The 14546-nt window shown below is 37.8% G+C and carries 14 protein-coding genes and 1 riboswitch; of the genes, 10 read left to right on the forward strand and 4 right to left on the reverse strand.

From position 1 onward, the window contains the following. Positions 1 to 141: 141 nt before the first annotated feature. Complete coding sequence (pepF, locus tag MKY88_RS08285) at positions 142 to 1959, reverse strand: oligoendopeptidase F (protein ID WP_340813384.1); 1818 nt, start codon at positions 1957 to 1959, stop codon at positions 142 to 144. 235 nt (positions 1960 to 2194) lie between these two features. Between pepF and MKY88_RS08290 the strand changes: the two genes are divergently transcribed. Continuing rightward, the gene (locus MKY88_RS08290) at positions 2195 to 2635 is read left to right on the forward strand and encodes a Dps family protein (protein ID WP_025115051.1); all 441 of its coding nucleotides are present in this window, start codon (positions 2195 to 2197) and stop codon (positions 2633 to 2635) included. Positions 2636 to 2829: 194 nt separating this feature from the next. Then, on the forward strand, positions 2830 to 3267 hold the full coding sequence (locus MKY88_RS08295) for a general stress protein (RefSeq protein ID WP_069480839.1): 438 nt from the start codon (positions 2830 to 2832) through the stop codon (positions 3265 to 3267). Between the two features lie 157 nt (positions 3268 to 3424). Here the strand turns inward: MKY88_RS08295 and MKY88_RS08300 are convergent, their stop codons facing one another. Then, positions 3425 to 4324 (reverse strand): DMT family transporter, encoded by a 900-nt coding sequence (locus MKY88_RS08300; protein WP_193831520.1) that lies wholly within the window; start codon positions 4322 to 4324, stop codon positions 3425 to 3427. A gap of 134 nt (positions 4325 to 4458) precedes the next feature. Here MKY88_RS08300 and MKY88_RS08305 point away from each other — a divergent pair, with 134 nt between their 5' ends. The 5 genes from MKY88_RS08305 to MKY88_RS08325 all read left to right on the forward strand — a co-directional run bounded on the left by MKY88_RS08305 (position 4459) and on the right by MKY88_RS08325 (position 8359). Then, positions 4459 to 5337 carry a LysR family transcriptional regulator gene (locus tag MKY88_RS08305; RefSeq protein WP_340813385.1) on the forward strand — a complete coding sequence of 293 codons (879 nt, stop codon included), beginning with the start codon at positions 4459 to 4461 and terminating at the stop codon, positions 5335 to 5337. Between the two features lie 74 nt (positions 5338 to 5411). Continuing rightward, positions 5412 to 6086 carry a phosphopantothenoylcysteine decarboxylase domain-containing protein gene (locus MKY88_RS08310; protein WP_328202137.1) on the forward strand — a complete coding sequence of 225 codons (675 nt, stop codon included), beginning with the start codon at positions 5412 to 5414 and terminating at the stop codon, positions 6084 to 6086. Between the two features lie 102 nt (positions 6087 to 6188). Further along, complete coding sequence (locus MKY88_RS08315) at positions 6189 to 6791, forward strand: TetR/AcrR family transcriptional regulator (RefSeq protein WP_258268296.1); 603 nt, start codon at positions 6189 to 6191, stop codon at positions 6789 to 6791. Then, positions 6775 to 7869, forward strand: a complete 1095-nt coding sequence (locus MKY88_RS08320) for a DUF418 domain-containing protein (RefSeq protein WP_258268297.1) — start codon at positions 6775 to 6777, stop codon at positions 7867 to 7869. The genes MKY88_RS08315 and MKY88_RS08320 overlap by 17 nt, the downstream gene beginning before the upstream one ends. Before the next feature lie 170 nt (positions 7870 to 8039). Next, positions 8040 to 8134: riboswitch (SAM riboswitch) on the forward strand. 69 nt (positions 8135 to 8203) lie between these two features. Then, the gene (locus MKY88_RS08325) at positions 8204 to 8359 is read left to right on the forward strand and encodes a YezD family protein (protein ID WP_080709351.1); all 156 of its coding nucleotides are present in this window, start codon (positions 8204 to 8206) and stop codon (positions 8357 to 8359) included. Between the two features lie 83 nt (positions 8360 to 8442). Here the strand turns inward: MKY88_RS08325 and MKY88_RS08330 are convergent, their stop codons facing one another. After that, positions 8443 to 8928: a flavin reductase family protein gene (locus tag MKY88_RS08330; RefSeq protein ID WP_069480846.1), complete on the reverse strand. Its 486-nt coding sequence runs from the start codon at positions 8926 to 8928 to the stop codon at positions 8443 to 8445. 158 nt (positions 8929 to 9086) lie between these two features. Here MKY88_RS08330 and MKY88_RS08335 point away from each other — a divergent pair, with 158 nt between their 5' ends. Then, a complete protein-coding gene (locus MKY88_RS08335; RefSeq protein WP_069480847.1) occupies positions 9087 to 9872 on the forward strand; it encodes a VOC family protein in 786 nt (261 codons plus the stop codon). A gap of 104 nt (positions 9873 to 9976) precedes the next feature. Here the strand turns inward: MKY88_RS08335 and MKY88_RS08340 are convergent, their stop codons facing one another. Beyond that, positions 9977 to 10177 carry a cold-shock protein gene (locus MKY88_RS08340; protein ID WP_008180199.1) on the reverse strand — a complete coding sequence of 67 codons (201 nt, stop codon included), beginning with the start codon at positions 10175 to 10177 and terminating at the stop codon, positions 9977 to 9979. Positions 10178 to 10390: 213 nt separating this feature from the next. Between MKY88_RS08340 and MKY88_RS08345 the strand changes: the two genes are divergently transcribed. Beyond that, on the forward strand, positions 10391 to 12070 hold the full coding sequence (locus tag MKY88_RS08345; RefSeq protein ID WP_193831526.1) for a formate--tetrahydrofolate ligase: 1680 nt from the start codon (positions 10391 to 10393) through the stop codon (positions 12068 to 12070). 438 nt (positions 12071 to 12508) lie between these two features. Next, positions 12509 to 14545 (forward strand): hydantoinase/oxoprolinase family protein, encoded by a 2037-nt coding sequence (locus MKY88_RS08350; RefSeq protein WP_291758352.1) that lies wholly within the window; start codon positions 12509 to 12511, stop codon positions 14543 to 14545. The last annotated feature ends 1 nt before the right edge of the window (position 14546 follow it).

The raw sequence follows: 14546 nt of genomic DNA on the forward strand, positions 1-14546 counted from the left end.
GAAAAATGATTGTCTATTTTGAAATATCTAAAAAGTGTGGAGGGACGCCCTAATTCAAGTATATGTATGCACGTTTTCACTTAGAACTAAAAAAAGAAAACGATCTGTACGTTGCAAGCACAGAACCGTTTTCTAGAGCATTTATGGTTGTTGGACAGCCTCAATTTCTAGTGTGAGGCGCTCAAGCTCGTCCACTAAATGACCGATATAGGCAATCGTATCTCGAAGTGGTTGATCCGTTGTAATATCAACGCCTGCCATTTGTGCTAATTCCACTGGGGATTTTGTTCCGCCAGCCTGCAGGACAGCTAACCATTCTTCAACAGCTGTATCACCTTCTTTTAAAATGCGCTGAGATACTTGTGTTGAAATAGTTAATCCCGCACTATAAGTGTATGGGTAAAGGCCCATATAATAATGAGGCTGACGCATCCATGTCAGTTCAGCACCTTCCGTAATATCCACTGCATCGCCCCAGAAATCTTCTAGCACCGAACGTTTTAATTGGTTTAAAATGTTCGCGTTGACAGATTCACCAGCGTCTACCAATTCATATACTTTACGTTGGTATGCGGCTTCCAGTAAGTGCGTGACAAAGTTATGATAATACGTTTTAGAAACAATATTTGAAATCACCCAACGTTTAAAGCGCACATCTTCATTGTGTGTTAATAAATAATTCGCTAGCAGCATTTCATTCATAGTTGATGGTGCTTCAATAAAGTATAGGGAAGGGCGACTATTAAAATATGATTGATGCGCATACGTATTCGCAAAATGTCCTGCATGACCAAGCTCATGAACGAGTGTAAAGACTTCATTCATACGTTCATTCCATGACATTAAAATATAAGGATGACTACCGTAAGGGCTTGAACAGAATGCCCCTGTGGATTTCCCTTTATTTGGTGCATAGTCGATCCAACGTTCTTTGAAGGCTCTATCCATTAGGTGATTGTAGTCTTCACCCATAACCGCTAATGATTTATCAACATATTCTTTCGCTTCGTCCATCGATAATTTTGGATCATAGGCAGAATCTAAAGCGATTTTTAAATCTGCAAATGTCATGTGCTCAATGCCATTCGCTTTTTGAATTAATTTTGCATATCGACGCATATGTGGGGCAAGCTCTTGTGAAATCAAATCGATTTGACGATTATAAATGGAGCGATCGACATCTTGATCGAATAGTAAATAATCAAAGATGGAATCAAAGCCTCGTAGATCCGCCATTGTTTTTTCTTGTTGAATATGTGTGTTGTAAACTTGTGCTGTTGTATGTTGATAATCGCTCAACTTGCTTGAAAAAGCTTTAAAGGCAGCACGGCGGACTTCTGTATTGGCTTCAAACTCCCAATTATTTTCATAAAGGACAAAGCTTAGTGGATGCTTTTCACCATCTGCTTCAAATTCACCAAAATTCATATCTACTAATTTCGTCGTATTATACGTTTCGTATGGCGCATCAAAAGTAGAACTAAAGGCAGCAAGCGCTTTTTCAACTTCTGGATGTAGCTGATGAGGTTTTCGTTTTAATAACTCCTCTAAATAATGTTTGTAAAGAGGGCTTAATGTTGCTGCTTCTTGTAGTACCCCTTCATCCAAAGCAAGTAATTCACTCCGTACGAATGATAAGGCACTGCTTATTTTACCGATAGCTGTACTAAATTTTGCAGCACGCATTTGGGCTACATCATCCGTTCGATCTGCCTGTAGGTTTAAGCTCGCATACGTACCAATTGGAACGATACTTTTTTGCAAATTTTCGAAAGCCGTTAATACATCAATAACTTTTTGCGCATCTGTAATGGAACCTTGATACGTTTGTTCAAAGCTAAGAGCTTCCTCTACAAGTTGTGCTAAAGTAGGTTCAAAATCTGCATCATTTTTCAGTAAATCAGTTAAATCCCACGTTTCTTCAACTGCAACATCTTTTCGTAATGGTAAAACTTCCATTTATAAACACCCCTTTACATATAAGTGATTTCATTATAACGAAACTATTTCGGAAAGTGAAATAATTTAATAGAATAGTTGAAATATTCTTAAAGGAAAGAGTCCTGTTTTTTAGTACATATAAGTAGGAGTATGTTTGAAATATTGCTAGTCGGGAACAATGTGTGTATAGCCAACATCATTTGTAACGCATACTAAAGGCTAGAACAATTGACACATTGGAGGAGAATTAATTATGACACAAAACTTAAACAAACAATTAAATAAGCTAGTATCAACATGGTCTGTGCTTTATACAAAGCTGCACAATTATCATTGGTATGTCACAGGGCACGCATTCTTTACACTGCATGCAAAATTTGAAGAATTGTATAATGAAACAACGTTGAATTTAGATGAAATTGCAGAACGCATTCTTTCAAAGGATGGCAAGCCTGTTGCGACTTTAAAAGAACATCTAGAGCTATCCTATGTGGAGGAAGCAACTGGAAATGAGTCGACGGAGGAAATGGTAGCAACGACGATTTCGGATTTCCAAAAGCTCATGAAAGCATTGAATTCCACAATGGAGCTAGCAGCAGAGGAAGGGGACGACCGTACAGAGGATTTACTTAATGCGATGTACCAATCCCTTGAAAAGCATACATGGATGTTAAAAGCCTTCCTCGACAAATAAACGGTTTAAAAGCATTCCCATACAATTTGGGAATGCTTTTTTGTAGATTTTCTATCTCTTTATGACAAAAAGAGTACTTGTATAAAAGTATAGTAACAATTATTACAGTTTGGTAACGAAGCGGCAAAAAGAGTTTGTTTCCGCATTGTCAGGGTAATTATTTAGTAAGCCATACAAATTAGGAGGAATTGAACATGATGAATGAACAAAATCCAAAAATTGAAGTGGCCCATACAAGGGACGAAATGCTTCATATTCTTGAAAATATGCGAACAGAAGGTTTCCATAAAGAGGATATCCATATTATTGCGAAGGATTCCCAGCAGTTGGAGGATGTGAAATGGGATGATGATGTCCACACACATGAGGCTGGTAACTGGGTGGACCAATTTAAATCTTGGTTTACAGGTGATTCAGCTGTAACAGAAGGCTTAAAACGCTTTAATCTTTCCGAAGGGCAAATCGCTTACTATGCTCATCTTGTAGAGCAGGGTAGTATCGTATTATTTGCAGAACGGGATGATGATTATGATACCCTACAATCACAACACCCGGAAACAGCTGCTGAGCAGGAAGAGCGTTTAAGACAAGAGCGCATGAATGAGGCTGAGCAACTTAGAAGATTTTTATAAAGAGAAAAGGCTGAGACAAAAAGAAAAAATGCTAGACCAAAATACATTTGGTCTAGCATTTTTTTAATTTAGGAAAGAATATTTAAATCAGTGAGGTGGAGAAATTATTAATCATTTTCGCTATTTTCAAAATAATCGAGTTCTGTCCCAGCCTCTTTTAATGAATTACTTTTTCTGGAGCATCTTTTTTAATAAAGCGCAATACATGGAAATGCTCTAATTGGGCAAATAAATTACCAATCAAAATAAAGCTACCACCAATAACGAGTTTCACTGTCAATCCTTCACCGATGAACATCATCGCAAACATCGCTGCAAATATAGGTTCTAGGGAAAAAATAAGACCTGTATGTGTAGCAGAAGTATACTGTTGTGCAACAGTTTGACCAACGAAACAAAACGCACTACAAATGATTCCAAGTCCTAAAATAGCAATCCAAGATGTCGTATTATTTGGTAACGTAGGTGTTTCAAATAATAAAGTTAAGATCAGCGCATAAATGCCAGCGAAGCCTAGTTGGTAAATACCATATGAAATGGACTCCACATTCCGTGTAAATGAACTGTTTAAAAGTAAATAAATAGAATAGCATAGCGCAGCAATTGCTACTAACAAATCTCCTTTATGGAAGGAGAACGAACCTTGCGCCGTTAACACTGTAATACCAATCATGGTACAAATAATCGCAAAGCTGACAGCTCTGGAGGGTAATCTTTTATCAATAAAGCTACTGAAAATCGGCACTAATACAACCGTTAGGCTTAAAATGAAGCCTGCATTTGAAACTGAAGTGGACTGTAAGCCAAATAAGCTTAATGCGAACACAATAAATAATAAAAATCCTTGGATAGCTGCATATTTTAAAGTCTTACCATTTACCTTAATCATCCGTTTATAAAAAATAAGCCCTGCTACTAAAAATGCAATGATACAACGCAAAGCCACCACATTATAAACAGCCAATGTTTCAAGCCCCATGACCATAAAGGTATAAGATAGTCCCCAAAACATTGTGACAATAACCATTAATACATTTGCTTTTCCTTGGATACTCATTATGTTCACCTACCATCTGTGTACTAAAACAGTTTTTATACTAAAAATTACTATATATCTTGTGTTGAGATTAGTAAAACGAATGTTTATAATGATTAGGATTAAAAAAATTCATGTATGTAGAGGTAATGCTGATGAGCTTAGTGAAATATGAGATTTTAACAAAGGTAGCAGAGGTAGCAAGCTTTACAAAAGCAGCAGATGCACTAGGTCTAACTCAGTCTGCTGTCAGTCACGCTGTGTCAAGTTTAGAAAAAGAATTTGGATTTGCGCTCATACATCGAAGTAGAGTGGGTGTCACACTGACAAGTGAGGGGCAAACCATGCTAAGGGCGATGCGTCAGGTTTTAGACGCACAGGAATTATTGCAACAAGAGGCAGCACATATTCATGGAGTAACAAGAGGAAACGTGCGTATTGGCGTTATTTCAAGTATATCTTCTAATTGGATGCCAGAAATTATTAGGATTATGGATAATCAGTTTCCTGGAATTCAGGTGGAATTACGCGAGGGTGATTATTATGAAATTGAACAATGGCTACTTAGTGGAGCAATAGAAGCAGGATTTTTAAATGGTCAAAAATCTGAGCAATATCAATATACGGAATTACAACAAGATCCTTTATTATGTATCGTTTCAGATCAAAGCCCACTATTTAATAAGTCAGAGATAGATATTATTGATTTGGAAGATATGCCTTTTATTATGACATCCTATAAAGGGACAAATGATGTCAAAGTTTTGTTGGAACAATATCATGTGAAGCCAAATATTCGCTTTGAGCTTTCAGAGGAGGTCGGCATTGTTTCCATGATTTCTCATCAACTAGGGATTAGTATTTTACCCCAATTGGTCATTCAGAATTTGCCGCCTACATTAAGAGCAATTCCTCTGAAGCAAGGTGCCTACCGTACGATTGGAATTGCGATGAAGCATAATGCATCACCTGTAACGAAGAAATTTGCGGAAATTTTAAGTGCATGGCTGATGGAACAAAAAAATGCACTATGATGGAATCTATTGAAGCCTATCCTTCCATTACGGTAAAATAGTAGGTGTATATATTTTAGAAAATAGGTGAGTGGATGGGGACATTACAAGGTAAAACCGTACTCATTACAAGTGGGGGAACACTTGAAAAATGGGATCGTGTACGAGGGCATACGAATTTATCGAAAGGGACAATGGGCTGTTATTTAGCGGAGGCGGCACTCGCTGCTGGTGCTAATGTAGTATATATGCATGGTTATTTTGCACAGCTTCCAGTGAATCACAATCAAATGAAATTGATTAAATTTGAAGGTATTGAGGATTTAGGAGAAAAAGTTCGTCATGCTGTCCAACATGAATTTGTTGATATCGTTATTATGGCTGCGGCTGGCTCCGATTGGGTCATTGATAAAGTATATGATCAATCAGGGAACTTGATGGAGGAAGCGGGGAAAATGCCTTCCGATGAGCCACCTATTATTCATTTTAAAAAGGCGCCAAAAGTCTTAGGGCAAATTAAGGGCTGGCAGCCAAATGTAACGTTAGTAGGGTTTAAGCTAGAAGCGACCGATGATGAGGAGTTTTTATTAGCACGTGCACGACTGCGAATGGAAACAGCTCATGCTCAATTGATGGTGGCAAATAGCTCTCAATCTTTATATGGCGGGGACGAGCCCCATTGGATTGTACCTGCTGATGGACAGCCTATGAAAGTAATGGGCAAGCAAAAAACAGCCGAAGCTTTAATGATGTATTTACAACATCAATAAATGTGAACTGTGTAGAGAAATAGTTCTACACAGTTTTTTCTTGTCTAAAAGTTGAGTATCATTTAATATTTACTTAACGGTCGGTAAAAAAGGAGGGTTATGATGGGGAATAAAGAACAAACTTTTCAAAAGATTATAGAAGTTGCTTATGTGATGTTTGCAGAAAAAGGGTTTGAAAAAACTAGCTTAGCCATGATTGCTGCAGAGGTTGGTATATCAAAACCAGCCATTTATTATTATTTTCAATCAAAGGATCAATTAATCGCCTACTTATTTGATGAACTGTATAAAGTAATTGAACAGGATGTCGCTGTGGATTATAAAGAGCTTTCTCCTGTTAATTTCAAGGAGGAATTACTCGAGCTGGGCTATAAGTCTATTGAGGCGCAGGGCAAGGATCCTTATTTTAATAAAATATTTAACCAATATGTACTTTTAGCAGCTCGCGATGAAAGCTATAAGAAACAATTAGTAGAGCTAGAAACAAGCTTTTTAACAAGCTTTGTTGAAGTCCTACAATGGGGCGTGCGGCTAGGAGTTCTAGAGGATACTCCCAATATAGAAGCAAAGGCACAGATGCTAGCCTTGGTCTATGATAATATCGGTAATTTCATGTTAACAGGTAACCAATTGAACTATAGAGCTATTTGGAAGGAGGCTGTACATAGCGTTATCCAAGGGGGCAAAGATGACAAAAAGAAATGATGATCGGCGCATTGAAGGTCTTGATTTTGCAAGAGCTCTCGCTATGCTTGGTATGTTTATTGTCAATTTTGGTGTCGTAACGGGTTCTACAACGAATGGTTCAACATGGTTGATTGCTTTACAAAATATGTTTGAGGGGCGTGCCTCGGCCGTATTTGTCATGCTAGCAGGAATAGGGACAGCTTTAATGACTCGTCACGCTAGAGAGACTAAGGACCCAATGCTTCTTCGCGAGAATCGACTTACTTTGTGGAAGAGGTCATTTTTGTTATTCGTGATAGGGATAGTACTATATGCGGTCGGTTGGACAGGAGATATATTACATTATTATGGCGTGTATATGTTTGTTGCCGCATGTTTGATTGCCCAATCTAAGAAATGGATGATGTTCATAATCGGTGTCATCCTCATCCTTTCACAATGGCTTCAAATTCAATTTAATTACCTTGCTGGTTGGCATCCAACATATATATTACTAGAGTATCTGGATTTTTGGACACCAGCAGGATTTATAAGAAATTTGATGTTTAATGGCTATCACCCACTATTCCCCTGGGTTTGTTTCTTTCTGATGGGCATGTTAATCGGCACATTTGATTTAACAAATCGTACATTAAGAAAAATCCTATTTGTGACTGGTTTATTGCTAGTCATAATGACGGAGACTTTTTCAACGATATTTATTAAGATGACAACGATCCATTTATTAGATGTAGAGAGTGCATTGTATTTATTTGATACGGGACCGATTCCCCCGAATATGATGTATGTTCTATCTAATTCGGCTTCAGCTATTGTCCTTATCGTAGGCTCCATCTATCTTGTTGAGACATCTAAAAATAAAGTGATTGAAGCTTTGATCTTAACGGGACAAATGTCTTTAACGCATTATGTTGGCCATGTTTTTATTGGGATTGGAATATTAATTGTTTGCCAAAAGTTGGAGAATCAAACGCTTGCTTTTTCCATGCTATACGCCTGCTGTTACTTTTTAGGATGTGTGTTTGTTTCTGTATGGTGGAGAGCTAAACATCGTCGAGGTCCTCTTGAATTCATGATGAGGAAATGGAGTTCGTAATAAATTAATGGATAGCCATCTATTTCTCACTGATTAGGCATAAAATACTTTAGATATAGATAGTTTTCTAATCAAAAATAATCATTACAAAGTATTCAGCTAGGTTTTCTAATATTTTATATTGACAATCGTATAACAGAATTATAGAATTATTTTCAAGAAACGCAGTACTCTTATCAAGATAGGTGGAGGGACTTGGCCCAATGAAGCCACGGCAACCGAAAAATAGGTGCCAATTCCAACAGATGTATCTGAGAGATAGGAGGGGCTATCAATCAGCTTGATGCATTGGCCTCTTTTGTACAACAAGGATGATAAAGAAGGGGTGTATCGTATGGCTCAGTCGGCAAAGGTAGAAGATAAGAAGTTAGAGGCTATTGCAAAGGCCATTCAAAATCTTGAATTTGGTGAAGTGCATATTACGATTCAGGATGGTGTAATTGTTCAAATTAATAGGCTTGAAAAGCAGAGATTTCCTCAGAAGAAATAAATGATCATTTCAGTTGAACGATGTGAAAAGGCCACCAATAAGCATGATTTCCGTTGCTTACAAGTGGCCCTTTTTTTATGGCATTAGCTATAAAAGCTTTTTGGAATCTGACCGATATGACGGCGATGATAGAGAAGCGGTTCCTTTTGAGTATTAGTAATATCTAGCACTTGCCCAATAAAAATAGTGTGATCACCTGCATCTATCTGCTGAAATGATTTACATTGTAAAATAGCTGCTGTATCATGTAAAATCGGTAGCCCTAAAGAAGAAATAGACCATTTTGCTTGAGCAAAGCGATCCGGGACTTTACTTGCAAATAATGTACATAAATGCTCTTGATCACTCGCTAACATATTAACAGCGAATTTTTCCGCACTCATAAAGTAAGGATAGAGCTGAGATTTTTTATCGAGTGACCATAAAATAAGTAGTGGGTCAATGGAAACAGATGCAAAAGAATTGACTGTTAAGCCAATTGGATTCGTTTCATGACATGCTGTAACAACCGTTACACCTGTAGGATAGTTACCTAATGCCAATTTAAAAGCAGCTACATGATCTGTCATTCAAATCACCTCTTTATAGTTAGTAATAAATTAGTTAACGGAGTTAGTAGGTAAATTGCACTTTTTTTCATACCATATAGTAACTCCTTTTCTTAAGTAAATATTAAATCAATTACACATCCAGGTAAAGCTAATGGGGGAAAGAAAGGGGAATTGCCATGACTTTATATTTTGATCATCTGGTACATCAAGTAGAATCACCGGAAAATATAAAGGTTTTCTTCAATAAACGAAATGTCCATACAGTGAACGGTGGTCAACACACGATGTGGGGGACTTACAATACGCTAAGCTATTTTGGCTTAAGCTATATTGAACAAATCGCTATTTATGATCGTGATTTATTTGAGCAAGCGGCCCTGTACCCATATTCCCTACATTATACGTTTAAACGTGATCATGAGCGCCAAGGATTTTCACGAATTGCCTTGCGCACTAAAAATATTGAAGACGAGGGTCAACGATTGCGTGCATTGGGCTATGAAGTATATGGTCCGGATGCTTGTAGCCGCACAAGACCAGACGGCACGATAATTGAATGGAAGCTATTGCATTTTGGCATGTCTGGCCTTTCAGTGGATTTTCCATTCTTAATTGAATGGGCAGATGACGATGAGGAACGTTTGGCTCAATTAAAGGCTAGTGGCGCGATCGATGAAAAACAAGCCATTACAATGGAATCCATCCAGTTTTTTGTCAAGGATGTGGAGGAAACGGTGCAGCTTTGGCAGAAGGTATTACAATTACCCGATTTTGAGCAGCATGAGCAGTTTATATCTCTACAGCTACCGAATATGCGCTTGGATTTTTATGAGGAGGCGGCAGCATCTAGCATGACGCTTGGGCATTTAAAAGAAGGGCCAATCGGTGTAACACTGAAAGATCCACACCGAACAAAGGAAACATTAGTTTGCCCAGGTGCTTTTTATTGGATTAATAGATAAATTAAAAATCCACTTCAATTGTTGAAGTGGATTTTTATGTGCAAACATGTAAAAAAGCGGATTGAGCTATTTTCAAATACTTCATCCACTTACTATTTTGTAGCTTATAATTTTACAACATTTGATGCTTGCGGGCCGCGATTGCCTTCCACAACATCAAATGAAACCTTTTGACCTTCTTCAAGTGTACGGAAGCCTTCCTCCTGGATGCCCGTAAAATGTACAAATACATCTTCTCCATCATCACATTCAATAAAGCCATAACCCTTTTCATTATTGAACCACTTTACGATCCCATGTTGCATAAGCATTCGCCTCCAATGCGCTTGAATGTAAAATAAAGTTAATAAAGTCGTGCTATCAATGATAAAATGTGAAAAAATTGCATTTTCTCTTAGAACATACATGAATTGAACAAAAATGTCAATTGATTGTCGGAATGCTAGCATATCTGACTTTCTTTTTTTTCACAATTAAGACTATAATGGAAATGACCAACATAGAAAGTAGGATGCCAAATGACAACGAAAAATCAACCATTATCAGATTTAGAAATCGCGAGTCAAGCAGTGATCAAACCTATTACGGAAATTGCCAATGCTGCAGGTATTCCAGAGGATGCACTTGAGCAGTATGGCCGCTACAAAGCGAAGATTGACCCATTAAAAATTACAGCTCAAGGTGAGGACGCAAAGGTTGTATTAGTGTCAGCTATTAGTCCAACCCCAGCAGGTGAAGGGAAGTCGACTGTGACTGTAGGACTAGCTGATGCCCTTCATCAATTAAATAAGAAAGTGATGGTAGCTTTACGTGAACCATCTCTTGGTCCAGTAATGGGCGTAAAAGGTGGCGCAACAGGCGGAGGCTATGCACAGGTAGTACCAATGGAGGATATTAACTTACACTTCACTGGTGACCTTCATGCGATAACAACAGCCAATAATGCTTTATCCGCATTTATTGATAATCATATCCACCAAGGGAATGTCTTAAACATTGATCCACGACGTATTATTTGGAAACGTGTAATGGACTTGAATGATCGTTCATTACGGAAAGTGATTGTAGGATTAGGAGGGCCTGTTCAAGGCATGCCACGTGAAGACGGCTTTGATATTACGGTTGCCTCCGAAATTATGGCAGTGTTCTGTTTAGCAACAAGCATTGAGGATTTACGCGAGCGCATCGCTAGCATTGTAATTGGCTACACATTTGAGCGTGAGCCTGTTTTTGTGCGTGATTTACAGGTAGAGGGTGCCTTAACATTATTATTGAAGGATGCCTTTAAGCCAAACTTAGTACAAACATTAGAAGGGACACCAGCTATTATACATGGTGGTCCATTTGCTAATATTGCCCATGGCTGTAATTCTATTATGGCGACACAAACTGCTCGTAAGCTAGCTGATATTGTGGTGACAGAAGCGGGCTTCGGGTCTGATTTAGGTGCCGAAAAGTTCATGAACATTAAAGCTCGTAAAGCGGGCTTCAAGCCAAGTGCCGTTGTCATCGTAGCAACGATTCGTGCATTAAAAATGCATGGTGGTGTTCCAAAAACATCACTTGTCGGTGAAAATGTGGAAGCCCTACTCCAAGGAATTGAAAATTTAGCTAAACACGTCGACACGGTACGTACATTTGGTGTTGAACCGATTATTGCATTAAATCGTTTCATTACAGACACAGAAGCAGAGCTAGAAGCAGTTCTGAACTGGTGCCAAGAAAATCATGTACGTATAGCCCGAACAAATGTCTGGGAAGAGGGCGGTAAAGGTGGAGTAGCCTTAGCTGAACAAGTACTAGCTGTGTTGGAAGAAGAAAACAACTTCTCACCATTATATGATGTAACAGAGTCCATTGAAGAAAAAGTACGTACTATTGTACAAAAGGTATATGGTGGGAAAGATGTCCAATTCACTGACCAAGCTAAAAAACAAATGGCTCAAATCGAAAAATTTGGCTGGGATTCTCTGCCGATTTGCATGGCAAAAACGCAATACTCTTTATCCGATCAACCAAGTTTACTTGGACGTCCAGAAGGCTTCACGGTCACAATTCGTGAGGTGATTCCAAAGCTTGGTGCTGGTTTCTTAGTTTGTCTGACAGGCGATATTATGACAATGCCAGGACTACCAAAAGCTCCTGCAGCCTTACGCATGAATGTCGATAATGACGGACATGCGGTCGGATTGTTCTAATAAATGTTGAAAAGCTGCCCTTTAAAAAAGGTGCAGCTTTTTTTAGTTATTGGCTGATAAAAGTCTAGTCATTTTAACATATCCTTCCTTAAATTCCGCTAAAAAGTATTCTGATATCTTCCTTCTATACTTGATAACCTGTCTTAGCATTCATCATCGCCATTTTTTTTAGAAAATTTACGATTCTAGTTGAAAAACTAGGATTTTTTTTCATGCGATTAAAAACTCGAGAAGCTTCCTTATATAAATGTGTTTGGTATTTTTTATCAATAGTTCTCTGTTATTGGAAGGAAAAAGCGGATTTTTACAAAGAGAAGCAATTGTCAAATGAATTTTTATTTAAAAAATACATTGAATTTTCTTTTTCTTTTAAATATAATTTACTTAATTCTAATTCGGAACACTGTTCCGATTATAGGAACACGGAGGGATGAAGTCTTGAAAATCGCAACAGATATTGGCGGTACTTTTACCGACCTAGTTTATACAGATGAGAAAGGAAATCTTCATTTTGACAAGGGGCATACGACACCAGGGCATTTTGAGGATGGTATATTAAACGTATTAGGACGACATGTAACAGAGGATTCTCTCATTGAATCATTTATTCATGGTTCTACGGTAATTATTAATACATTAACAGAGAGAAAAGGTGGCGTAGTTGGATTAATTACAACAAAAGGCTTCCGTGATATTTTAGAAATTGCACGTGGTAACCGACCAGACTTATATAATTTTAAATATAAAAAGCCAGAGCCATTTGTAGAGCGTTATTTACGACAAGAAATCGATGAACGCATTGATTTTAAAGGAAATATTATGAAAGCGCTTAATAGGGACGAGGTTGGAGAGATTGTCCGTCAATTTAAGGAATCAGGTGTAGAGGCAATTGCCATTTCGTTGATTCATGGCTATAAAAACCCTATTCACGAGCAGCAATTAAAAGAAGAAATATTAAAAATTTGGCCTGAGGTGTATATTACACTTTCGAGCGAAACCATTAAGGAATATCGCGAATATGAAAGAACAAATACAACGGTTTTAAATTCATATGTGAAGCCCATTGCTCACGCTTATTTAAAAAGCTTAAAAGAAAAATTAAGTACAGTTGGTATTACGGATCATTTAAAAATTATGCAATCGAATGGTGGGACAACAAGCTTTGATAAAGCGATGGAGTTACCAATCAATCTAGTAGAATCTGGTCCTGTAGCAGGAATGTTTGGAGCTGCAAAATTAGGTGAGCTTCTAAATGAATCCAATATTATCGCCTTTGATGTGGGTGGTACGACAGCGAAATGCTCACTTATTACAGATGGCAAAGTAAATGTTACGACAGAGTACTATATTGAAAGAAATGAAAAATTTGCTGGCTATCCAATTAAAACTCCGGTTGTAGATATTGTTGAAATCGGCAATGGTGGGGGCTCTATCGCTCGTGTGGATCAGTTCGGTTCCTTAAAGGTTGGTCCAGATTCTGCTGGGGCAAACCCAGGTCCAGTAGCCTATGGTTTAGGCAATACACAGCCAACGATTACGGATGCTAATGTTTATTTAGGAAGATTATCATTAGCAAACTTCGATAATCCAGTATCTATCGACAAAGTAGAGGAGGCACTTGTTGAAGCGATTGCAAAACCATTTAATGTTTCAGCCGAGGAAGCAGCGCAAGGTATTTTAGATATTGCGAATTCCAATATGTTAAATGCGTTGAAGCTAATTTCCATTCGTAAAGGCTATGATCCAGAAGACTTTACAATGGTTGCCTTTGGTGGTGGCGGTCCACTACATGCTATTAATTTAGCAGAGGAATTAGGCATGAAAAAGGTCATTATACCTTATGGCTCTTCTGTTTTTTCAGCATTAGGAATGATGATGACAGAATATCGACAAGACTATATCCAAACAAGTTTAATGGACTTTGATCACGCGCATCTTGCGGAAATTCAAGCGAATATTGATCAAGCTATTGAAAGTGCCTATGAAGACGTACCTTTATCGAAAGAGCATTATTATTTCGAAATTAATTATGATTTACGTTATAAAGGCCAAGAGCACGCAGTCAAATTGAACGCATCGAATATCACGATTGATGATGAAGGGCTTCTTCAATTGGCTGATGCGTTCCATGTAAAACATAAACAAGAATTTTCATTTGATTTACCAACTACTCCAATAGAATTAGTAAATCTACACCTTACCATCTATGGAAAAGATGAGGCTGTTCAATTTAAAGAATTAGATTTCTCTCATATTGATGTGTCAACATGTATCAAAACAAAGCGCAACTTATATGTGAAAGAAAAGGGTTGGGTTGAGGTCAATGTTTATGACCAGCAAAAGCTTGCTCCGGGTTATGTCATTACAGGTCCTGCTATCGTTGAAAACCCAACATCTACAGTCGTGATCAATGAAAAGCAATCCATAGAAATTGATAAATATGGAAATTTGATTGTAGAGATGGAGGGGGAATAAA

Source organism: Lysinibacillus sp. FSL R7-0073 (genome assembly GCF_038009065.1).
Classification (GTDB): domain Bacteria; phylum Bacillota; class Bacilli; order Bacillales_A; family Planococcaceae; genus Lysinibacillus; species Lysinibacillus fusiformis.